Below are 24,054 nucleotides of genomic sequence, written 5' to 3' on the forward strand. Positions count from 1 at the left end.
CATCTGTGTTATCCCATTTCTGTTTCCTATTCTCGCTTATTCCCCGACAAGTCTAGTATTTAGGTCAATTATTGCAAGATTCTGCTAGTAGCTTGAAGGATGGACATGGCTTTGGGGAAGAACTACTGAGGTCGCGCGAAAGCCAAGCTAACCATTTTGAGCAATCATCAAGCCTGATTCGGAATGAGTTGCTGGGTGTGTATGGCGATCGAGAGTTGACACAGGCTAATTTGAGAGATTCCATTACAACTGTAGGAACACTTAAGGAGGTTTACTTTGGATTAGCTCAAGCAGTCAATAAATTTAAGGACGAAATGGAAGCCTTGCAGTTGGATGTTAAACAGGGCAAGGAGCTTCAGCAACAGTTTGCAGATCTTCAAAAGCGCTACGTTGGCTCTGCACAGACTTTGGGAGACGAAATTGACAACCTATTCTCAAGCATTGAGACAGGGGCAAATCAGGCTAACTCAAAAGTTAATGAAATAACGCAACAAATTAGAGGCTTAAATGCGTCAGCTGATACTGCAGATAAAGATGCTACAGCAGCATTGGGAGCTTCAGCAGAGTTTGCAGCGAACAGTCTAGAGGAACGTAGACGTATCGCCATGAACGAGTTCGGCAATAAATATCAAATCTTAGGAGGTGAAAAATCTAATGAAGATTTCGTTGATGCAAGTGACGTAAAAACATCACATCCTTACGTCGAAGATCCAAATTTTCTTTTGGGGGATAGTGGACCTGAATGGACACCGGTACTACGGTATTACCACCCCACTAGGATCGGAGGTTTTGATAAGGTTAAAGGCGAAAAACACTTTGATGGCTATTGGGTAAACTGGAATTCAAATCTTCAAGAATCGCAAAGGCTTTTTGCTCAAGCTAAGACGTATCGGGAGCAAGCAGCCCAACTTGAGCAAAGTGAAGAATTGAAACACTGGCGAGGTCTGAAGACTCAATGGGAAGTAGTAACCCGAGTTGGTAACGACAGCAAAAATTCTATTAAGGAAATTCAGCGGTTGTTAACTGTAGATGCTCCAGGCGCACAAGAGGAAGCAGCCAAAGCCAGCAAGAGATTGCAGAAAATCCAGGGCTTGCTTCCAACACTCAACCAACGACTTGAGTTGGCTAAAGGGGAGCTTCAATCTTCTCAGGCAAAATTAGATGCAAATTGGAGTGCTTATAGCACCAGCGCGAATCTTCATCTACAGACAGTGTTCAAAGCACTAGACTCATACAGCCAATGGGATTCTGGTAACTTGCAGTACGAAGCAAGACTTGATGAAATTGAAACCTGGACGGAACGACAAGAAAGTACTTTAGCTCAGAAAGCTGCCCTTGTGCAAACTCTGAAAACATCTCTACAGGAGCGGTTAGCAGCGGCTGAATCGCAGCTTCCTCAGGGGGATGGCGATGACCGAGATGCTCCAGAGCATCAAAAAGCTCTACTTCAACAATCGCTCAAACTTGTTGATAACGTTTCTAGTGTGTTCGAGTTACAGAAAGGCAGCCTGAAAAACTTGCAGCAATTAGAAGAGTCGCACGAGTCTATTAGTTTCACTGAACAGAGCTTGATGCGGGATTATGTGAGTCACCCTGACACGGATGGAATAGTTCTGGAGAAGAAACTGCAGGCTGCCCAGCAAACTCTGGCTGAAACAGATCGCTTAGCGAAGCAGGCAGAGGTGGGTAGCAAAGCGCTCGATTCTTTTACTCTGAACTTTAAAGACCTATCTCTCGAAGGTCAGAATGAGTACATACAAATCACGCAGCAATTACAACCTGTTCTTAGTGATTTAGAGCATGCGATTGCGGTATCGACTCAGACTGCTCAAAATCTCAGAGATGCGCAAAAGAAGTTGAACGGGTCAGCCTCTGACATTAAGCAGGCGTTAGATGAAGCGATCGCAGATGGTGATCAAGAAGCTGTTGCCCTTCGTGACGTTGCTAACTACCAGGGAATGAAAACGGCAGCACAACTTTACGCTCGTGATTTTAAAGACTTAACCGATGGAACGAAAAATAAGGGAATGAAGAGAAGCTATGGTTTTCTTCTAGAGAAGTATGCCCAAGATGCTCAGAATTATGAGAGTCTCAAAACACTGGCAGATGCTAATGCAAAGGCAGCCCGTTTAGCTCGTACCGCTGCTGAAGATAAGCTTGAGCCGTTAAAGCAGCAGCAGCAGAATCAGGCTGAAATTAATGATTTGCGAACGGCGTTGAACCATAACTTGGATAATCAAGCCCAAATTCAACAAAGACTGGATGCTGCCTTGCTAAAGCAGCAGATTGTCGGTGCAGTGATCCAGCAGACCGAAGCAACATTAGAGGATCTGTTAAACATCAATGGTCTTTACCTCGCTCAAGCAAGGTTAGAGCAAAAAGTTGCGGCTGATCGGGCTTCTGATTTACAACAAGATATTACAAGTTACTCTGAGCAGAACTTGCAGGAGAATCAGTATGAACAGCTTGAAAAGGTCATTGGCATCTTTCAAATTGGGCAGCAGCAGACTGAAGTTCAGCTTCAAGAAGCCTTAAACGAAATTCGTTCTGATTTGGGTATGGAGCCTTTGAATTTAGTTCCATCTCAAGTTAATCAACAAAAGCAGATGCAGACTTTGCTGCAAGACCTCCAGACCCTTCAAACCGAACAACCAGAAATGCCAGCACGCTTAAAAACCTTGCTGGGTGAAGTTGAGAAAGATCTTAATTCAGCTCTACAAGGAGAAGAAGCTGTAGCTATCCAAGGTCGATTAAATAACTTAGTTACTGAGCTAACCACCCAGAACAAGAATTTTATGGATCAAGTTAATCGGCTTGGTGCAGAGAATGAGAAAGACATGAAGCTGTTGGGTTTGCTTCACGATGGGAATTCGTCAACAGGAAAGTTACAAGACCTCGATTCAATTCTCAGCGATATCAGAGAGGGTGATGATGAATTTCAAACACTCATGCAAGGAATTGGTGACTTACATCTCCAACTGGGAATCAATTCACAGCGTATAGCCTATGCAGAAAAGCTTGTTGAATTTTCAGGCATAATGGATACTAAGTTACACGAAGCTATGACTGACCTCATTAACAGACGTATTGAGGCACGTCGAGCAGAAGGAGGAGGTCTTTGGAGCAAAATTAGGCTGGGAATAACCATTATAGGGGGTGCCGTAGCAACGGGGCTAACCTTTGGAGGTGCTGCCCCTCTAGCAGCACTTGCAGTGGGTCTGGCTGTTGGGGTGATGAATTCCATTGATGGTGCGGTTCGAGGAGATTGGATGGACTTTGCTGGAGGACTGCTCTCAATAGGAGGCGCAGTCACGGGGTATTTGGGTCAAGTTAACACTCTTACGAAAACGGCTACAGTAGCAATTCAGCAGTCTACAAGTTCAGCATATCGCTCAACCCGCGCATTTATAAAAGGTGAAGATTTTATTGGGGCGTTAGAAGCTGCTGGAGGTTTGATAGCCGTTACGAATTACGGTCTTTCATCTAGTCTTAACGGATTAAGTGAAATGGATCGTAACGTCACGCAGGAAGTCTTAGATACACTCCAATATGTTCCGCAAAATCTATCTACTGTTATTGCTGCGGTTAAAAATGATGATTTTCTAGGAGCTTTGGATGGAGGGTTTAACATTGCGGTTAATTTGGGTCAGGGCTTTACTCCTCTACTGGGAAGCTCGATCGGTGAAGTTGTGGATCAAGCTAATAAGTTTGGCAATACAGCTCTGATACTTGCACAAGGAGCTAAAAATGATGGCTTCATTGACCTTCAGGGACTAGTCTTCCTTTACAGAAATGATATTTTCGGAAACGCAGAAGATCAAAAACGTAAAGCAGCTATTCAAACTCAAGGTGAAGACCCTCAAGTTGGATTAGTTGCCCAGGCTCAAGGACAAGAACCGCAGGGACCCCGGGATTCTACTAATAATACCAACGAGGAAAATGGGTACCAAGAAGCTATGAAGGAAACCTCATCTTCTGCTGAGGGGGTGGAGAAAGAGCCAAGTCATAGCAATCACCGACAGAAATCACATTCTGTTGTACCTCAAAAGGATCAGCATAGTAAGCCTCTCGGTGTTAATTCGACTAACCCTTCAACCCCACCTAATCCTGATACTAATGGTTCTAATTCAGATACATTTGCCGCATCCGACAACTTAGCGCCCAGTGGAACTGCTCAAGCACCTGATATCTCTGCCACTCCTACAGCAGCAGAAGTACGTTCAGGAGCATCCCTTACTGACCGAGGGCTTAACGGAGAAGTGTCTACACCAGCAAGTGACGCTATCACTCCTACGGCAGACGAAGAACGACTAAAAATGTCCTTTCAACATAGACAAGACGGAGGTCAACTGCAATCCACTCAGCCATCCAGCAATTCCGCCCTTTCTCCATCTGGGAGCGATGAAATTTCTGGTTCTGGAATACTTCCACCTTCTGACCAAACTGATACTGGTGCCGGAGGCGCATCTGGTAGTACAGTTCGACAGTCTCGTGGGGAAGAGGATACTAACTTCACAGACGCTTCACAAGGTGCTGGAGGCGCATCGCAAGGAAATGACAATATTGGATTTGGAGGTGGACCGCAAGGACAAGGGCAGCCAGAGCCTCAAGAGCCTCAACTTCCTTTACCTTCTGACCAAACTGATACTGGTGCTGGAGGTGCGTCTGGCGGTGCAGATCAACAGGTTCGTGAGAAAGAGGGTTCTGGCTCCACGGACGCTTCACAAGGTGCTGGAGGCGCATCGCAAGGAAATGACAATATTGGATTTGGAGGTGGACCTCAAGGATCGGAGCCATCTACTCCTCAATCTTCTGACCGAAATAGTAATGGTGCTGGTTCGGCTAGCGTAGTATATGATGCGCTAAAAAGATTTCGCAACGCCTTGACACGGTTTGTATGGACAGATGCAGCGGAAGATACATATCAAAGGAGCAAAGATCCTGCTCTGGAGAAAGTTCAATCCAATCCACATCTTGAAGTACTTGATCAGATTGTTAAGGAAACACCATCGGTATCAGGTGATCTTCTGATAGAAGGAGCTGGGATCGTAGGGAGTAGAAAACAAGGGGTAGATCTCGTTTCCCAAACACTTGAGCAAGCCGATTATTTAATTCAGCTAAACAAAACAGGAGGCGTTCCAGAAGCAGCGAAAATCGGAAAAGGTAACCAGGTTTTGGGAGCTGCTGAAAATGTTTTAACAGGAGAGCGCTTTTTTGGACGGAGCTCAAAAGCTATTTCTACAAAAGATTTGCATCCTGCCCTAGCAGAAGAGCTAGAACCATATGCACAGATTGCTAAAGGGTGGGAAAAGGATAAGGATTTGAAGCATTACGGTCCTCCAGGTGCTCATGCAGAAATTAATGCGTTGAATAAAGCCCTTTGGGCAACAGACCCAACCGGAGAAATGCTTACAGCTGCAGATTTCAGCAACTTCAATAGTGTCGCAGTATGGTTGGGTAAGGGTGGACCTTATGCTATGCCAAGGTGTCCGAATTGTTGGTTTCTTACACCTAATGTTAACTATCTTGGACCACAACCGCTAGAAAATAGGTTCTAGCATGAAAACCACTCTGAAGGTACGCTCAAGCCTGAATTGCTAACTAATTATGCTGCCGAAAACTCAACGTCGAGATCGCCTGTGCCTAGAGATCGATTGAATATGCTTGATGAGTGCCCGTTCATTGTGCATCCAGGTAATGACTGTTCGCCAGAAACTGTGTGTACTGGCTCCCTCACTTCCTAGCCACTAATCCTTGCTAATCACCCTATTTTATGTGCCCAGTCACACCAGAACTACTCGTACAGGCATCCCAAGCTGAATCTGTTGATGTCCTTGTTCAGCGGGTGGATGAAGCAGAGATGGATGAAATGTGCGGTTTTGTGAGCAATAAACGACAGCAACGTTGGTTATGGCATGCGATTGATCATGCGACCGGAAGCGTTGTGGCTTATGTTTTATTACTTCATACCGATGCTGCACTTGAGTCATTGATGCAGTGGTTGACTCCCTTTGGCATTAAACGGTTTTACATCAATGGGTAGGGTGGTTATACGCGACTCCTGAACGACGACCAGCATAAAGTGGGTAAGCAGTGCACCCAGAAGATTGAGCGCAAACACTTAACGTTACGCACTCGGCTTAAACGGTTAGCACGCAGAACCATTTGTTTCTCCAAGTCCGAGTGGATGCATGACATCGTCATCGGGCTATTCATAAACCGTTATGAATTTGGTCTTGCCGTGTAGTACCTTCCACAGGCCTAGAACACCACCCCTCTTTTCGTTGGAGTTACCCGTTCTCTCTGAAACCTCTCACAAACCCTGCAAAACCAAATAGCTTAGGCGATCGGACAATACCAGCCTGATCTAAATTCCCAGCCCACCCACCCAACTGCTACCGCAGACAGAGGATTCGCGCTTTGTTCGAGTCCTACACAACGTTGGTGTTATTAGGAACAGGGTCATGGCTGAAACTCAACTGAATCCGCACAATGAACTGAAAATTCCGGTCTACGATGCGATCGCCCAACGCATCCTTGATACGCCGCTAATCATCCGCAATGCCATACTGGCTCATCTGTTTGCACCCGAAGACTTGCACTCTTTATTGGTGGTCAAACTGAGTGAGCCAGACCCTAACCCACGAGATTTACGCAACCGAGCGTTTGAAGATGGCATCAAACGCTATCTGGCATTCAGTTCCGGCAAGAACTATTACTTTGGCGATGCCAGTCTTACCCGCCAGATCCGTGACCTGTTTACCACAGAACCGGATGCTGCCTGTCGCTACGGTTCCCTGTTGGCAAGTGATTGTTTGAAGGGGTCAGGTAGCTTTCAAAAGCTACGAGTCAGAATTGTCGATTACCAGAATTCAGAAGATGTCGCCTATCGCACGGGAGACTGTCATGGTAAGGTTTCACCCTGGTTGGCAAAACAATTGGGTGCCAAAATGGATACACCGTTTCAGTTTCGGTTGGCATGGCGCAGTGCCTGGGCAGGGGAAGAAACAAGGGCTCCAGACACCAGCTTTTTGGCAAAAGGCACGCTGTTGGTGGACAAGCACCTGACCAAGGATCAGGGTTACGACCTGATTCTGGATCGCTCTTCCATCAAAGGTCTACACAAAGCCGCACTCAACGAACGGGTGCCTTGTGGAGACTACGCATTGCCACAGGTCGTGATGGGTAATCGCTCCAACGCCAGAGCCAATGCATACAACAATAGCTGGCAGTTCACTATCTGGTGCTCAGAAGCCGCCATTCTGAAGGACTTTGGACCTGCCACGCAAACCAAAGCCGAAAAGTTGGCGGCTTTGCAAGGGAATCCGATCGCTCTCGTCAAGCATCTCATCACCGCCTACGACCAAGAGCAAAAGCGTCTCAGTCCAGGTGCTGAACGTGCCTCTTTTGACCCCGATCATGCCGACGAAGACTCATCTGACGACTCACCTCAGGAAGCTCGCCTGCTTTCCCTCCTGAAAGCAGACCGCCGCTATCACCTCTTAGAAGCACCGAAAGTGGTAGACTACCTGACCAACACCCTGGCACAGAAATGGCAGGCACTCGCGGTGAATGGGGGTTTCAAGCATGGTTCTGGGATGGCATTGCCGGCACCAGAGCTGAAGCGTGGCAATGTTTGCGCCCCTTACCTACCTGAAGGCGAAGTCATCGTAACCCGCTATCCCATCGTCAGTCGCGACAACATCCGCCGCTATCAGAATGTGCATCGTCCTGAGTTGATGCGAACTCGCAATGTGGTCTGGATTCATCCCCACGATGCCGAAGCTTATCACCAAGCCGACTTCGATGGCGACCAGTTGCTGATTACGCCTGCCCGCAAACTTCCTCACATCGCTCAGGAAGTGAAACAAGCTGGTGAGAAGGGTGAATTCAAGCCAGTGCAGCAGCGTCCCAAACGCGCCTACCGGGACGTCTTAGATGCAAAAGGCAAGCCCAAATATACGTCGCTAGCTCAAGTGGCAGTCGCCAGCAGCCAGAACAAAGTGGGACTGGTGGCAACCTACATTGGGCGGGTACAGTCGTCGCTGCCAGCAGACCAGGAAGCACCCGCGTTGTTCGATCGCCATCAGAAACAACTACTCAACCGCTTGTTTCAAGCACTCCAGATCGAAGTCGATTATCAAAAGAGTGCTGAACGCCTGGAAGATGTGAAAGAAATTGGCGGCGATCGCCTGCTCCAAGAGGCAGGCAAATGGTGTGCGGCTCATCCCTGCCCTTTCTTTGATGCCTACAAGCAGCCACAACTCTACAAAGCCTACAGTTTGCCTGCCGCTAGTCCCGGTGCGGTGAATGCGCTGGCACGAGAAATCATCAATCCACTTTGGCAAGCCACCAAACTGCATCGGCGGGATCGCAATGAATATCAACACCTGCTTCCCAATCCTAAATCCCAGTTGCCTGCTCATCCGACCTTCAAACAAGTTGCGGCAATGGAACGATGGGAAACCAACTATCTCAGTTGGGCAAAAGACCTCAAACTCCGGTTCGAGGAAGACCGGGAAGTGATCCGGGCGCGGACTCAGGGGAACGATGCAACGTTTACAGCCGAGTTGGGTCGGCTCTACGATAGCTACCGGGCTGAGATCAATGAGTTGTTTCCCGATCCGCGATCACGGCTGCAAGCAGCCAGTGCCCTCTGGTATAGCCAGCATACGAACAGCGAACCGAATCGTGAGAAACAACTGCAATGCCTCAAGTTCGCCCAAACCCTCGACCCTGGGTTTAGCCTGCACACAGACTACCAACTGCCTGACGAAGCGTTACCCCGTGAAGCGTATGTGCTGAGTGTACCGTTTGGTAAGCAGGTCAATCGCTGGAAAGCCTCTCTAGACGATCGCCACCTTCCCTACAAAGCGGTGCTGCGATCAGATCTACCCTATGTTGATTTCGTCTTCGATGAACGGTTGCCTGAAACCACGATCGATCGACTCATTGAAAAATATGGCGACTGGAGCGAAGCGCGATCGCCCCATCACCTAAGTGTCATTCCACCGAAAGAGTATGCAGATTGGGCGATGAGCCAATACCGACCAGGAGTGGGCGCACTTGCCTACAGCCTACTGACTGAAGAAAGCTGCCAACACCTGCAAGCACTTCAGGTAGAGCAAATCAAGGTTGTGGGCACTCAATATAACGCCTTTGCCGAGGAATCGTTCACAAGCAAGCGCTGGTGGCAAGCCGTACCAATCGCTGTTGGCAAACTGACCCGTGAACCGGACGACCCGGACTATCACCGTTACCACAACCTACCTGCAATCGAAATCAATGGTCAAATCTTGGGCACCTTTGCCACAGAAAGCCCTAAGCTCCCGGTTGGCACAACATTCCAAGCAACCATCGAACGGGATGGACCCAAGCGAGTGCTTTTGCATATTGATGACTCCTCTATTCAAGTTCCTGAACCGGAAGTACCGACGGGCGATCGCATCGTTTCCCCATTTGCCATAGATATTCCAACATCAGACCATCCCGTTGCACCGCCACCAGCGCCGCTAATCGACAAACTGGTTCAAGGGGTTCATGCTGCCTATGAAGCGGACAAAATCAGTTTCCCCAATGAGTTGAACTCTGGAAAACCCTGGAAAATTAGTGTTGGTGAATGGGATGCTTTTGTGCGTGACAACGGCGACTGCTTGCTGCGGGCACGAGTGGGAGAGAGCAAGCAAACGGTCTGCCGCTTCAACTTGCAAACGGGAGAAATTGCCATGCCATTGAAAGAAGAACGGGCAAAGGAGTTGGAACGGATGATGGAGCGATTGCAAAAGCAACCTGCACCAGATAGGCAGGAAACCTTGAATCAAAAGGCATCAGCCATATCATCAATTCAGTTATTTTGAACGCAAGTTTAAAGTTAAGTCACAGAGCTAGATGGGAAAATAGAAATGCTCTACAAGTAGTAGCAGAAGCTAATTGCCTGCTCTTCTGGTGCAAGGGCATCTTCGTAATCTCCATTTTGATGCACTCTCCAGGCTCTGAATCTCATTCTATCTCTGCCATTAGAGAGCTTCCATACGTTGCTAAATAGTACACTCGATTAAACGTCAGCGTCCTTTTCCCAGGTCAGCATAAATAAACGTCTCAACTCCCAGTGCAATTAGAAGCAGAAGCTCCACCCAGGACAAAATAGTTACGCCTACAGGCGGTTTGGGAACTAGGAACCAAAATGCCCCCAGAGCAATCAACCCCGAAACAACAAACGTGATTTCATCCACAATCAACTGCTGAATCTTACGGCGCTTGCGGTGCCTGTCGTCCCGATGAGCAATCTCCCAACCAAACAGGGTTTCCAGATCCTCGTAGCCCGTGTGTTCCTTCACCTTGTCAACCAGCTTGTAACGAATGTACCTGCCGATCGCCGAAATCTTCTCATCGTTGACTACGTAGGTCCAGCCCAGAATCAGGCAAACCCAGGGAACCACCAGCAAGGCATAGTAATTGGATGCATTGGAAACCGCAAACGAGATGATCGTGGCAAACAAGCCCAGCGTCACATAGAGCAGGTTGTCGCGGAAGCCAATCCGTTGAGCCTGCTCAGACTTGAGCTTGTCATATTCCTTAGAGAAAATCTCAAGAATCTGGTCTTTGTCGCTCATAGCTGGCTCCCTCTCAAACCCTGCCTTTATTGTGGCTGATGAGAAGCCATTCTCAGCAAACCAAAGAAAATTCTCTAATCTGTGGTCAAATTGAGAGCGAAACGACAAAATAGAGGTTATTCCGGTTACTTGAAGGGCTCAGCCTATGTCTCGCGCAGTAATACTGACTGCTCTACCTGTGGAATACCTGGCTGTCCGTGCTCACCTGACGGATCTTCAGGAGGAAATGCACCTGCAAGGAACAATTTATGAGCGGGGAAAATTCGTTGCGAACGATCAGGTTTGGGAAGTTGGGATTGCCGAAGTGGGAGCGGGTAATGCCGGAACCGCCGTCGAAGCAGAACGGGCAATCGCCTACTTCAGTCCTGATATTCTTTTCTTTGTGGGCATTGCCGGAGGGATCAAAGACGTTGCCATCGGCGATGTGGTGGCAGCGACTAAGGTTTATGGTTATGAGTCAGGTAAGGCAGAAAATCAGTTCTTTACTCGACCTGCATTAGGGCAGTCTGCTTATGCACTGGTGCAACGAGCCAGATCAGAGGCAAGAAAAGGAGAGTGGTTGCAACGGCTAATGGGTGATTTCGTTTCACCACCTCGTGTGTTTATAGGTCCCATTGCTGCTGGGGAGAAGGTTATTGTTTCTAAAGAATCGGATGTTTTCAACTTCATTAGAGCGAGTTATAACGATGCAATCGCTGTCGAGATGGAAGGATTCGGATTCTTACGCGTAGCTTTCGCCTACCCCAACATCAATATGATCGTAATTCGCGGCGTTTCTGATTTAGTTGAAGGCAAGAATGATGATTCGATAGAACCAGAACGAATTCGTCAGGAAAAAGCTTCCCATCATGCTAGTGCGTTTGCATTTGAGATGTTGTCGAAATTGAAGATCTCAGGTGAATCAGTGCCTCTACCTGCTCAACAGGTTACAGATACTATACAGAATAACAACGAGCTTCAGAAATATCCTGTACTTGTCGAAGATGGAACCATTTACATCAAATCTCAACCTGACAATCACCAAGAAAATGAAGTTGTTACTCCTTCTTTTGACATTCAATATACGATTGAAGAATTGAGCAAAGAGAACTACCATAATCTTCCTATCCCATCATATAAACAACTAGTTGGAAGGGAAGAAGATTTAAAGGAATTACTCTATAGAATATCTCCTGATTTTTATGAAAGAACAGTTACCGTTGCTGGAATTGGTGGTGTGGGTAAAACATCTTTAGCGTTAGAGGCAGCATACGCCTGTCTTGCAGCTAAGAAAGAATTTAACAGTACTTCCATTCCAACCTTCGATATGATTGTTTTTTCATCTGCCCAGTTAAGCACTTTATCACCTCAAGGAATTATTGGACTTAATGACTCTCCGAGACCGATGAGAACACTTCAAGATTTATGTATTGATATCGCCAACACATTAAAACGGAGTGACTTGAAATTAATTGATCCGAATCATCAGATTTCAGCTCTTAAAGATTTTTTGAGCAGTAGAAATTACAAAATCTTAGTCATCTTAGATAATTTTGAAGCGCTTAAAAATGAAGATATTCACGAAATATATGAGTTTCTGAAAAAAATTAAGGGGAATCATGTAAAGACTATTGTTACAACTCGAAACTCTGAAAGGTATGACTTAAATCTAAAAGAACTATCCAATTCTGCAAGTTTACAGATGATTGATAACTTGTTGACTGAGAAAGGTCTTATTGCAGACGATAATTTTCGCCATAAATTAAGTCAAATGTGTGGAGGAATTCCTTTAGCAATTCACTATTCCATTGGAATTCTAGGACTTGAGAAGAATCCTCAAAAAGTATTGGAAAAATTAGATGATTCAAAGAGTAATTTATCTCAATATTGCTTTGACAAATTAGTATCAGAAATTGAGAAGCAGAATCCTATTGCGTATAAGTTGCTTGTGGTGCTTTCTGTTTCTCCTTATGGGCTAACACGCGAAAATTTATTTTGCATTACTAATGTTAGTGATGCACAGCAGTATGAAGCCAATGAAGCTCTGAATATGCTAAGCAGATGCTCATTGGTATTTTGCGATGGTGGTTATCATAAAATGCTACAACTCACCCGAAAATATTCTCTTTATCGACTGGAGAGTGATTCTAATCTTGAATTAGAAGTTCGAGAATCTTGGGTGAATTGTTATCTCGAAATTGCTCGAACTAATGGTGGAGAGGACCAAGGAGAATGGCACGTAAAGTATGATGTCATTAATAACGAGTGGAAAAACTTCAAAGAAGTTTTTTGCTGGTGTGAAAATCACCAAAGATATGAGGCGGCTCGTAGTTTATGGAGGTTCCTAAGCCGTTTTGCCTATCTTTACGGTTACTGGTCTGACCGATTACAGTGGTCAAATTGGTTAATGAATGTTGCATTTCTTAGAGGAGATCATGGATTTCTAGCTGAGGTCAAATCAGCATGTGCTTGGCTCACTTTACTAAGGGAAGGTAGTGAAAATTTACGGAGAGCAGAGGATCTGCTCAAAGGTGCTTGGAGTTTAAAGCAGCATTGCGAGCCTTATATCTCTAGTGTTATTGCAATCAATTTGGCTGTTCTTTACACCAGAAAAAGAGAATTTGAAGAAGCAGATGCCTGGTTCAAACAATATATGGAACTCCGTAAACAAACTAGAGGACAAGTAGCTGAACTAAATGAAAGGAGACTAGAAATAAGATACCTTTTATATTGGGGAGAAAGATATTATCGAGAAGAAGACTATTTCAAGGCTAGGCATCTCTATCAACAGGTTACTAAGAAATCGGAAGGTATACAGTGGTTGCGCTTCAAGGTGAAAGCTTATGAACGGTTAGCCTTTATTAATATTAAAGAACATAAGCTTGAAGATGCAGAGGGATTATTAGATGCTTGGTATCCTGTAACACAACGCAATCGAGACTATCGTCGCATGGCTTTCTTTGAAAGAGATTATGCAATGTTAGAATTTGAAAAAGAAAATTATGGGAAAGCAAAAGAATGGGCTAAAAAGGCGTTAGAAAGATTTCAAGATTTAGGTATGAATATTAGAGTTGGGATTGCCAATAGGTTCGTTGAAGAGTGTGATTTCTATCTTAGTAGGCTTATTAATAATGCAGAAAATTCTTAATATGTTAGTAATAACAGTAGAAGCCTTCTGTTTGAGGAAGAGCGATGGCAGAATAACTAACTTAAAGTCACAAAAGCATGGATTCTCCCACTAGTTATTCAGGTGAGAAAGTATTTGCAATGTCTGACATAGACCGCTTAGTTAGATTAGGCGACAAAAGTCAATATGAAGGGAACTATCAAGAGGCCACAAAAAATTATCTGCAAGCCTTGGAAGCCTTATATCAAGTTTTGGATAACGATAAACAAGTCCTACGAGATAGAAATGGACTAACTTGCCTCAAGGCAGTAATTATATCAAAATTAGGAGATAATCTAGTTTATGTAGGACAGTACAAAATTGCGATAGAATTTTATACCCAACAGTTGCAAATAGTTACTGGTACTGAAAGCAAATTGGACATAGCTTTTGCTCACCACAAGGTTGGTTTTTGTAACTATTTTATGGGGCTTTATCACTCCTCTATCGAATTTCAACAAAAAAGCTTGGATATTCTCATAAATGAGGAAGAAGGACTTGAACCCGATCAGCTGAGATGTAAAATTCACCTATGCCTAGGGTTGAATCAGCTTGCATTGAAAAGCTACGAGATAGCTGCAAGTAGCTATGAAATAGCTTTAGATATTGCACGGAAACATAGGTTGCAAAACGAAGAAGTAGAGATCATTGCTAGTCTAAGTTCATCAGTCAGAAAAAAGCATGAACTAGAATATCAAAAGAGGAATATGAATTCGCTTGAAAATTTAATGGGCGACCTATACTATGCAAGACGAATCGCCAACAACAATCCTTACATAAAGGCTTTGACACTAAGAGAGCTTGCTAAGGTTCATGAAACTATTGATATTGATATTGCCGAGAAGTATTTTGAGGAAGCTTTGAATGTTTCAAAGTCATACAGTCTTCCTTTTCTAAAGAAATTCCAAGATGATTTGGATGGCATCCTTCAAAAGAAGCAAGAACTACTTCAGCAAGATTATATTCTTGAAGATCAATCTTGGTACAGTCCGGTTTTTCCAAAGGTACAAGAGGTTGAAAGGGAGAGGATAGAATCTTCAGAATTTAAAGCTGATTTTGTCATCGTTACAGCTACACCTGTTGAACTTAAAGCCGTAGTTCGTTTATTAGAGCCAGATGCATCTGAGGATTTGCTTCCTTGTCGAGTGCATACCTCGTCTGGACAATATTATTTAGGTAAATTTGGCTATTACAAAACTGTTGTTACTCAGTGCCGTATGGGTACGCGTGATGAGCGCGGAGCAGGATCTGTTACACAGAAGGCTTTAGAGAACTGGAACCCAAAGGCTGTAATTATGGTTGGTCTTGCTTTTGGTAAAAGCTCAGTAGAACAGAAAATAGGTTGTGTACTAGTCGCGACGGAAATTATTGATTACGATCTAAACCGCGTTGGGTCAGATGGAATTGTGGATCGTGGCAGCCGTCCACCAAGCAACAGAAATTTATTGAGCCTGTTTGAGCAGTCCTACGACTGGGAATTTAGCCGCCCTGATGGCTCTTCTTGCAAACTTATTCCTGGTCCCGTTCTATCTGGAGATAAACTTGTAGATAGTCTAGAATTCAAGGCTGATCTATTCAGGCGATTTCCACATGCTAAAGGTGGAGAAATGGAAGGAATAGGCTTTTGCAATGCAGCTAATTCACTTCAAAAGCCTTGGATATTAATAAAGGCAATATGTGATTGGGCTGATGGAAATAAGAACGATAAATATCAACCACTTGCTGCTGCTGCTGCTGTAAGTCTTGTACATCACGTATTGTCTCAAAGAACTATTTTGAATTGCTTTGAGTCACACTGAAAAGTCCTCTGAAAACGGACAAACCTGGGAAGTAGTGCTTGTCGAAATTTGTTCAGGGAATTCTGATACAGCAGTGGAAACGGAGCAGGCGATCACCGGAAAGAAGGCAACGTTTTGTGTAATTTAGGAGCAGTGCTGATCTGGTCAGAACATTGTTCGGAGGCAGTTTCCTCGTTGCTATCGACCTCGAAATCGCCAGTAGTCTGAAAACTCGTTATATCGAAGCGGTGACACTCCAGAGTTTAGCAGCGGTCTATCGCAAGTTATCCAGAAGTGAGGAGGCTTTGGATTATTGCGATCGCGCCCTAAACATCGCTACAGAGTCAGATATTCCTTTTATGCATGAGTGCCAAGAACTGAAACAGATGCTTCTGCTGAGATTGATCAGGCTTAAATGGTACCCATTTTTGGAGTAGGTATGAGATGATCCGCCTGTTCTAAAAGATCGTCTACTTTGAGTTCTCGTTGTTGGCTGAAGGCTTCCCGAAGTGCTCCCATAAATAGTCGATTGGTTAGATCCGAAGCTGTAAATGAAATACCTTCGTTTTTTGGTTCTTGTGAACCGGTCAGATGCACGAGTTTAGCAATCTGCTCCTCTGTCCATTTCAATTCTGGTAAATATCTCCGAATAATATCTGCTCGTACTTCATCGGCAGGACGCTCAAAAAAGAGATCGAGGGCAGCACGTCGGCGAATGGCAGGATCAAGCGCATCTGGGCGATTGGTAATGAAGATGACTGCGATCGCTAAACCTGTTAAACGCAAATTATCAAGCCGTTGCAGCAGAGTGTTCAACCCAGCCTTATCCTCATGATGCATCTGCTGGGTATCCCGTCTGGCAGCAAGGGCATCTGCTTCGTCTAACAAAAGTAACATTGGTTCTTTTAGCGAGGCAGCCCGTGCTTCCGCCTGAGCAAAAGCCTGTACAATTAAGTCGCCCATCTCGCCGACCAAACCTGTCCCACGCACTTGTGAGTTGATTTTCAGAAGATGTACTTTTGCTTTGCTTCCAATTTGCCGTGCTAGGGCATCTCCGATCGTTTCCGCCAGTGCTGTTTTCCCTGTTCCAACATCGCCTTCCAACAGAATCAAGGGTGTGCGATTATGCAACTGCTCACAGAGATGTAGTACACGTCCCTGATGATGTTTACGGCTCCATGCTGCTAACCGTTGCGGATAGAGTAGCATTTCCAGTTCAACCAATAATCGTTTCTTGTGTTCGTCAAGTCCTATCAAGTTCTCGTAAAGAGTTCTGGCTGTTTCATCGGGATATACCCGTTCTACTTCAAAAAACTGCTGAACTTGAGGTCTAGTTTGATTTGCTCTCATACTGATAGGTTGTTTGAGAAGTTGTTCCTGAAAGTTGTTTGCAGAGGATGCTGACTGTTCGGACGTACAGACTATCTGAATTGCGGAAAGAGCTTCTCCTCGACAAACTTGATAGAAGTCTGCGATCACTCTCTTTAGTTCATCTGGGTTAATTCGATAACCTTCTCTCTCCAGGTACTCACCAAGAAAAGCTGGTAAGGCGGCTCGTTTAGCCAAATTCTTGGAGCGTGCCACTTGTTCTGCTTCTGCAACAAGTTCTAAGACACTGGCGCGTAACTTGCCCAACGGTGCTCCATCCGAGCTAACTAAATAAATAGGAGTGTCTGTCATAATCTGGTGAAGCGACTGCGGCTCAAACCTAAACCATCCTTTGAATAACTCCGTTCAGATGACCATTGACCATCGCTGTAATCCAGTTGATTTGCAGGTCCCCATTGCAACTTCAGATCTTCTCGAATTAACGCCTTCTGGTCTTCAGGCATTTTTTGCCAGCGATCGCTGTAAGTAATGCGTACTTGAAAATTAGCCGTTGTTAAATCAAATCGATAACTGATGCCACCAGAGCGGTCGTCAGCCAGGCCCATATTGCCCCAAACCACCTCGTAATCAAGTTCCTCTATAACAACATTGCTTCCTGAGCGTGTCCAGGTGAACTTAACATGTTCAATTGCCTCCTCATCAATGAACATCCTGATGTCGTTAATTAGCTTCTGGGCATAGTCTTCTGAGAAGTAGCCATAATGATCCAAAATTGCCAGTAGGTCTGCCCGCACTTTACGAGTGACATGAATGACCTTACTCTGAGTACTGGTTTGGGTCGTAGAACGTGTGTAACTGGATGACATTAATCAGTCTTCTCCTTCAGACAGAGACCGAAATTCAGCCCCAAAAACTTGGCACCACATATCTATCGCACCCTCTTCATCTCCATCCAATTCATAACTCTTGGCTTCCATCATCCAATCATAAGCATCCTGCACTCTTTCCAGGTAACCCAACCGGGTCTCTTCTGTCCAATCCTTCGTGATGTTGTTTTCCAGGTTTACAGAATCCATAATGACAACCTGACCTGATGGAAACGTTAATCCACCTGTATCGTGGTAGTCATCGAAAACAATCGGCTCAAGAAATTGATGTTTGAGCAGGAAGGAAAAGATTTGTCGCAAACTACTTTGCCATTCACTGGTAACACCATAAGCATCAAAGGCAGCAGCCGTAATCAAATCGCAAAAAATAGAAGGTTGTATCAAATCCTCCTGGCGATTGTTCCACCACTTCATCAACCGCACAAGTCGATTAAACTTTACTGGACCGGACACTTCATTGCTTTTGGCTGTGCGGCTACTGATAAACTGGTTATGACAGGTCACAGAAGTTAGCCGCCACCCATCTGAGCGTGGAAGCCATCCTCCGTTCTCCAGTCCTAGCGAGTCATCTCGGATAATCGGTGCTACATCCACATTAAGCTTAATCCCACTGCGGAACTTGACTCGAACAGCACTTTTCAGGGCTTCAAAATCCTCTTTGGGTTTATTAGGATAAATTTCACGAAGCCGCTCACAGGTGAAACCTAAAAGCTTGTTTAACTCCTTCGTCGTTGCCCCCGTGCCGGAATAGTAAGCAGCAAGGTCAACATCAAATAGGTTGTCTGCTGTTCGGCGCAGGGAGGTAAATTTAGCGTTTGACCCAGCTTTTAGAACCTTCTCCAACTCGAATGTGCCGTTCGCAGCCACTTTTCCCTTAAGCTTCTCTACCATATAGTCAGTCTGTCGGTTCGCTTCCTCAATATGGTTGTCGGTGGGACGAATGTTTTTGACAAACCTGTTGAACCTGCCAATGATAGTCATAAAATCTGATCTTCAGGAGAATTTGCCTCGATCTTAGTACAAAAAAAACTAAAACCGCCACATATAGAGTCTAAGAATATAGAAAAGCATAGATTGTGTCCTACATCTAGTCATAACCTGACGGTAGTTGAACAATACATTCTTCCCCAATGTATGCCTTCTCTAAATCAATCGCCCAGTCATATCCCCGGTGGTAATTCCATACGGTTACTGGTGGATGGATATTTTCCGAAATTTGTTGCCCCAGATGAAAGGCAAGGGCAACCGGACCTGCATAGAAAAGATGAACTCTCTGACCTGCTGGCAGGTTTTGAGCAATCCAATCTAATGTCCGTCGAAATATCCGCCCATACTCACGTACTTGCTCTTCACTTTGAACGGCACCACGTACAGGCTCAGGAACAACCGTCAAATCAATTTCAATCGCTCCTGATGAAACGACTGTAAGAGCCTGATCAGACAATACCTTGTAGCTAACTGAAACACGAAGAACCACATCTTTTGCCTGCCAAGAGCGTGAACCAGGAAGCCCGTAAACTTCCATCGGTGGAAAATTCTGTCCTTTATTGGGCCACACCCAGGTATTAGAACCAGGACTGGGATGAAAATCAAAAAACCTTACGGGCACACGATCGCTGACTAGATGACCCATCAGTACCAATAACGGGATGTGCGCCAACCCATGAAAAATAAGCTCATGTTCTTGAGAACGAGCGATCGCAGTAGCAAACGCTCCTTGAGGGTCTGTTAGTTGCTGGACTGCGCGTGCCGGATCAGTAAAGACTCCACCTTTGACTAATGACGTGAAATCTAACGAGACGCTCTCTTTCGCTCGTCCTTTAAGGTCATCATCTAATCCACTCAAGATTTCATCTGGGGCAATCACTCGATTGGGCAAAGACTGGACAGAAATTATTAATAGTGGCTTTTCTGACTTCTTCGCCAATGGTTGTTCTGTGATGAGAGGCGGTAGAGGACGATCGTGTAACAGCCCGATGGTAAAGGCAGCGGCTGCATTGGCAGCATAACAATGCCAATCATCATTTTTGTCAGGATCAGCGAAATCACAAATTCCCCTTATCTCCAAAAAACGGGGTGGAGCGTTGTGGCTCCTTGCTGCTCGCGCTACCCCTGCGCCCTCCATTGCCACGGCTACCAATTTGGGGCATGCCTGCAAGAGTTTGGGAAGCATTTCTAAATCCGCAATAACTTTCTCACCGCTTGCAATAGGCTCAAAATGGACATTGGGCAATGCATTGTCAACTTGTGGGCTTCCCGGTCGTATTACAGCAATCCTGGATTTCCACTCAGTTGCTTCATAAAAGTAAGCACGGCTGCGGAGTAATGTATCGGTTGGAAATTGTTCTGGCCGATGCTGTTCACCTGCTAAAGTCAACTTTGCTGGTTCATAATAAAAGACAAACTTTGCGACAACCACATCGCCCAAATCAGCCTTGTCACGCACACCACCAGCGATTCCTACCATAAGCAAATTTGCAGGTTGCCAGCGTTGCAGCAATCGAGTTGTGGCAGTAGCAGCTTCATCATTACCCATGTCCAGTAGCAGCGTTACTACTACCGTGTAACGCTCACTTGTTCCTGGAATGCTAACATACCCGTGGTAATAGACCTGTGGCTCAAAATCCTCTTTGATAACTTCGTATTCGTTAAGACGGCTCAACACTGCGTCACGCTCAATTTTGAGGGCAGTTACAATGGCGAAATCAACGAGGTGTGCTTGCATAATTGCAGTGAGGTAGGACTATGGAGATTACCAGCTAATCGATGAGTAATGTCGCCATTCATCACCAAGCCAGGAGTTCTTTCTAATAAGAGGACTGGAGCTTGTCCCGCTTAGTAGCGATCGCCCGCTCATCCTCTATCTCCAGCGATCACCAAGTGCGTAATCGCCACTCGGCCGAACATTTTTAATGCTATATTGGCTTACTGCTTAAAACCAAAGACTTACGCTTTTTATTGATGGTTAAACCGCGTAAGTAAGCTCGAAACTCATGGGGTTTAAGCAATTAAGCGTTTGAAGACGGCATCAAACAGGCTGCTTGATTCTTGGTTTGGGTAAGAACTACTACTTTAGCGATGCTGGTTTCACCTGTTAGACCTGTGAACTGTTTGCTAAAAAACCGGATGACATCTACAACCCTGCCAAATAAAGCTTTTGAATTTGATAAGCAACTTTCCGAATGTCAGCCAATGGTACCGGTACTCCTAGCGTTTTGTAGTTTTTATTTGGCACAGTTCTCTCTGCCAACAACGTCTGATGTTGCCAAACAAGAGATCGTAGCTTGCCAGGATGAACCACAATAATCTCTTGATCAGGAATCAAAAAAATCCAATAGTCAGCTTGTGAAGTCCATCCCCAACCAGGAATTCCTTGTGTGTCAACAGAAACTGTCTCAAAGAACAGATTCCCAGTGCGTCTGGCTGCAATGTCCAACTTATTATTCAACGGTTGCTGTTGTTCCGTCTGTTCTCTCGATGATTCGATCAACGCCTGCCTCCTGGTATTTAGGAATATCAGAGACATCCGTAACTTTGTAGATGTTCTTCAACCATCGGTCAATGATTTGTTCACCTTGTTTGCCGAGTTTATACTGTGCCAGGAAGTTGTAGGATTTAGTCTGCATAAATGTTAGGAATGTAAAGCTGATGGTAGATTGGAATCCCAGCCATTCGAGAAACCCAGTTAATTAGTGATCTGAGCGAACCAGCTCGTCTGGGATTAGTTGTACCACCACAACCGTCTTTCGAGGTTTGACGGATGACTTCTCCAATCAGCTCTGATGTCAACTCCTTTTGATCCCTTGCAGTTGCATCAATGAGCAACTGTAGTGGGAAAAAGCCTAGCAAAGCCTCAGCAAATAGACGCTCTTTCGTATCTGTGTTAGGAGCTTTGGCAATTAATTCTCCTTTCGCAGTAAGTTTGTAGGTACAGGGAGCTTTGCTGTCGATTTTGAGGATCTCCAACAAGCCTAGCGCTTCTAGAAAGCTACTGTAGTAATAACCTCGGCGAGAAATGTCTTTGACTTTCTTAGCGCGGCTACCCATTGCAGATCCCAGACTGCACGGATTCATCTCACTCTGACTAATTAAATCAATTGCTTTCAAGAATTTTCTGTGGTCGCCAATTTGAGGAATATAATATTCCTCGCTAGAATCGCTCATCGCATCCAGCGCGATTTGCCAATCAATTGAATGTGACATTGCATAACACTCATAGAACTTGACAATTTGGAGTTCTGCCGAGACTGTATATACAAGCTTGAAAGTTTTTCCCTGAAGTTCATACACAAGTTCCGTAATACCTGGCATAAAGCCCACATTAGCACCAGCTTCAAGTTCTCCAAAATCTCTAAGCCTCTGGAGAACAGGCTGCAACTCATGCTCTAGTTCAACATCCCAAAAGGTATTTTGATTGGAAAGGAACTGCTTTATAGACTCGGTGGCATATTCAAACTTGTACGACATTCGCAAGTAATCCTTAAGAAACGAAGTTTTCGGATTCAGTAGTTAAGAACAAAATTTGATCAGGGTTGCCAATTATTGGCAATGACAAGTAACGTGTCAATCGTGGACTAACAAAAGCAACTACTCGGCGATTGTGGAAAGTAAGGTATACACAATCAGTTCCCGACAACAACAGTTCCCATGCGTTAGTTAATTCATCACGAAATTTCGTGAGCGGCATCTCCTCCCACCGCTTAACAATGGGATCTCCCTCTTCATTCAAAACATCCTCAACATCACTTAGAGGAAGAACATAGGCAGCGACTTCACCATAATGAGTCGTCACAAATCGCAGATTTCCTAGCTGAACCTGTCGTCGCAATTTAGGCAACTTAACCCTCAGTTCAGTCATCGGAATTTGCTTAAAGCTTTTATCCATTGCTTTGAGCCTCGTCAAGACTTTGATAGTACATACGATCTAAGTCTACATCTAAAATTGTGAAAATTGCTATCTACCTCTATAACGGTTTGCGTTTTTTACATTTTAGCTCAAGATCTAGTTTTGGCAAGTCTTTTTAGAAATGGCTTGCAGAAATATCGAGGTGCCAGCAGCAACCTCAACTACGGCAAATAAGTGCAGGTGTTGATCGCTCAGAGGAATGAATAGACAGATGCTTATGGGGACGGGATGATCACAAGCCGCAATACCTTTCAGAAGTATTACGACCAGGAGGAACTGAAGCTTTACATCGATCAGTTTTTGGGAGTCGATGTGGTTCCAGTGGCATTGGGCATCTACTTTGTGTTTGCAGGATGAGGCACAGGCGCAGAGTTTCCGTGCTGCTCGGTTTCGATCGCGCGTTTCTGTTCCCAGAGTGCAACTTAGCAATAAGCGCTTTGAGGACTATAAGGAACGGCTGGCACCGCTGATGACGTTTTACACTGAGCGAGGACGGTTGCCGACGCTGGAGGAACTACCTGAAACCGAGTCACTCAGCGCTGAGTTTGGCAACCTGCGGCGGGCGTTTCAAATCGTCTTGCAGGCGACGAGTCCGCAAGAGTGGGATGCCATCAGCGATCGCCGTCGTGGGGATTTGCTGGTTTACTTGGCGTTGAGTCATTTTGGTCATCGTCCGAAACTGCGTGAACTTGCGCCTGTCGTGCAGACCGACATCAAAAGTCTGTTTGGTGGCTATCAGCAGGCTTGCACGGCAGCCGATTTGATGTTGATGAGCCTGGGCAATTTGGCAGTGGTGGCAGAACGCTGTCAAAACAGTCCGGTTGGGAAGAAACTGCCGGGTTCGCTATGGGTGCATGTGTCGGCGATCGAAACCCTTGACCCGCTGCTACGCCTCTATGAAGGCTGTGCGTCGCGGACGATCGGTCGTCCCGAAGAAGCAAACGTGATCAAATTCCACTGCCGCAAACCCAAAATCACCTATCTGGTTTATCCAGACTTTGATGCTGACCCGCACCCGGCATTGCACACCAGTATGCAGATTGACCTGCGGGATCTGCACGTCCACTACCGCGACTATGACCCAGACGACAATCCGCCTGTGCTGCACCAGAAGGATCTGCTGGTTTCACCCGATTACCCCAGCTACGAAAAGTTTGCCAAACTGAGTCGGCAGGAGGAGGATTGGGGTTTACTTGAAGATTGGCAGCAGATTGGCAATCGGCGAGGCTGGCTAAAGTGCCTGGAAAACCACTGTGCTGAGTTGAAGGGGCATCGGGTCGTGTGGCAGAAGGATGCTGATCCGTATCGAGTGAAGCTGGTGCGAGCCTCTCGAAGGAGACACTGTGCGAACGGCGATTCGGAAGCGACAAAGTAAAGATAATTGAACTCAGAACTC

General features: G+C 45.5%; 15 protein-coding genes and 1 pseudogene. 7 read left to right on the forward strand and 9 right to left on the reverse strand.

The features are described from left to right. Positions 1 to 71 precede the first annotated feature (71 nt). From AC5JLP_RS12195 to AC5JLP_RS12205, 3 genes and pseudogenes are all read left to right on the forward strand, one after another. The gene (locus AC5JLP_RS12195; protein ID WP_496068182.1) at positions 72 to 5,558 is read left to right on the forward strand and encodes a YwqJ-related putative deaminase; all 5,487 of its coding nucleotides are present in this window, start codon (positions 72 to 74) and stop codon (positions 5,556 to 5,558) included. A gap of 287 nt (positions 5,559 to 5,845) precedes the next feature. Next, positions 5,846 to 6,247, forward strand: a pseudogene (locus AC5JLP_RS12200) (IS1 family transposase); the annotation flags it as partial. A gap of 217 nt (positions 6,248 to 6,464) precedes the next feature. After that, positions 6,465 to 9,857 carry an RNA dependent RNA polymerase gene (locus tag AC5JLP_RS12205; RefSeq protein WP_496068183.1) on the forward strand — a complete coding sequence of 1,131 codons (3,393 nt, stop codon included), beginning with the start codon at positions 6,465 to 6,467 and terminating at the stop codon, positions 9,855 to 9,857. 204 nt (positions 9,858 to 10,061) lie between these two features. On the opposite strand, the gene AC5JLP_RS12210 is transcribed toward AC5JLP_RS12205, so the two are convergent. Then, complete coding sequence (locus tag AC5JLP_RS12210) at positions 10,062 to 10,613, reverse strand: hypothetical protein (protein ID WP_496068184.1); 552 nt, start codon at positions 10,611 to 10,613, stop codon at positions 10,062 to 10,064. 145 nt (positions 10,614 to 10,758) lie between these two features. Here AC5JLP_RS12210 and AC5JLP_RS12215 point away from each other — a divergent pair, with 145 nt between their 5' ends. After that, a complete protein-coding gene (locus tag AC5JLP_RS12215) occupies positions 10,759 to 13,740 on the forward strand; it encodes a phosphorylase family protein (RefSeq protein ID WP_496068185.1) in 2,982 nt (993 codons plus the stop codon). Between the two features lie 77 nt (positions 13,741 to 13,817). Beyond that, entirely contained in the window at positions 13,818 to 15,557 is a 1,740-nt protein-coding gene (locus tag AC5JLP_RS12220) for a phosphorylase family protein (protein WP_496068186.1), read from the forward strand. A 390-nt stretch (positions 15,558 to 15,947) separates the two neighbouring features. On the opposite strand, the gene AC5JLP_RS12225 is transcribed toward AC5JLP_RS12220, so the two are convergent. From AC5JLP_RS12225 to AC5JLP_RS12260, 8 genes are all read right to left on the reverse strand, one after another. After that, on the reverse strand, positions 15,948 to 17,216 hold the full coding sequence (locus AC5JLP_RS12225; RefSeq protein ID WP_496068187.1) for an AAA family ATPase: 1,269 nt from the start codon (positions 17,214 to 17,216) through the stop codon (positions 15,948 to 15,950). Beyond that, positions 17,213 to 17,731, reverse strand: a complete 519-nt coding sequence (locus AC5JLP_RS12230) for an HORMA-1 domain-containing protein (protein WP_496068188.1) — start codon at positions 17,729 to 17,731, stop codon at positions 17,213 to 17,215. Before AC5JLP_RS12230 ends, AC5JLP_RS12225 begins: the two co-directional genes overlap by 4 nt. Before the next feature lie 3 nt (positions 17,732 to 17,734). Then, positions 17,735 to 18,733 carry a CBASS oligonucleotide cyclase gene (locus tag AC5JLP_RS12235; RefSeq protein WP_496068189.1) on the reverse strand — a complete coding sequence of 333 codons (999 nt, stop codon included), beginning with the start codon at positions 18,731 to 18,733 and terminating at the stop codon, positions 17,735 to 17,737. Between the two features lie 106 nt (positions 18,734 to 18,839). Further along, complete coding sequence (locus AC5JLP_RS12240) at positions 18,840 to 20,477, reverse strand: SAVED domain-containing protein (protein ID WP_496068190.1); 1,638 nt, start codon at positions 20,475 to 20,477, stop codon at positions 18,840 to 18,842. A 408-nt stretch (positions 20,478 to 20,885) separates the two neighbouring features. Beyond that, positions 20,886 to 21,200, reverse strand: coding sequence for a hypothetical protein (locus AC5JLP_RS12245; RefSeq protein WP_496068191.1), 315 nt, complete (start codon positions 21,198 to 21,200; stop codon positions 20,886 to 20,888). Next, positions 21,193 to 21,378 carry a hypothetical protein gene (locus AC5JLP_RS12250; protein ID WP_496068192.1) on the reverse strand — a complete coding sequence of 62 codons (186 nt, stop codon included), beginning with the start codon at positions 21,376 to 21,378 and terminating at the stop codon, positions 21,193 to 21,195. The genes AC5JLP_RS12245 and AC5JLP_RS12250 overlap by 8 nt, the downstream gene beginning before the upstream one ends. After that, positions 21,368 to 22,219 (reverse strand): DUF7226 domain-containing protein, encoded by an 852-nt coding sequence (locus AC5JLP_RS12255; protein ID WP_496068193.1) that lies wholly within the window; start codon positions 22,217 to 22,219, stop codon positions 21,368 to 21,370. The genes AC5JLP_RS12250 and AC5JLP_RS12255 overlap by 11 nt, the downstream gene beginning before the upstream one ends. A 13-nt stretch (positions 22,220 to 22,232) precedes the next feature. Continuing rightward, complete coding sequence (locus tag AC5JLP_RS12260; RefSeq protein ID WP_496068194.1) at positions 22,233 to 22,637, reverse strand: hypothetical protein; 405 nt, start codon at positions 22,635 to 22,637, stop codon at positions 22,233 to 22,235. 249 nt (positions 22,638 to 22,886) lie between these two features. Between AC5JLP_RS12260 and AC5JLP_RS12265 the strand changes: the two genes are divergently transcribed. After that, positions 22,887 to 23,015, forward strand: coding sequence for a hypothetical protein (locus AC5JLP_RS12265; protein ID WP_496068195.1), 129 nt, complete (start codon positions 22,887 to 22,889; stop codon positions 23,013 to 23,015). Further along, positions 22,999 to 24,033, forward strand: coding sequence for a DNA phosphorothioation-associated putative methyltransferase (locus AC5JLP_RS12270; protein WP_496068196.1), 1,035 nt, complete (start codon positions 22,999 to 23,001; stop codon positions 24,031 to 24,033). The genes AC5JLP_RS12265 and AC5JLP_RS12270 overlap by 17 nt, the downstream gene beginning before the upstream one ends. The last annotated feature ends 21 nt before the right edge of the window (positions 24,034 to 24,054 follow it).

It is taken from the genome of Stenomitos rutilans (assembly GCF_059505485.1).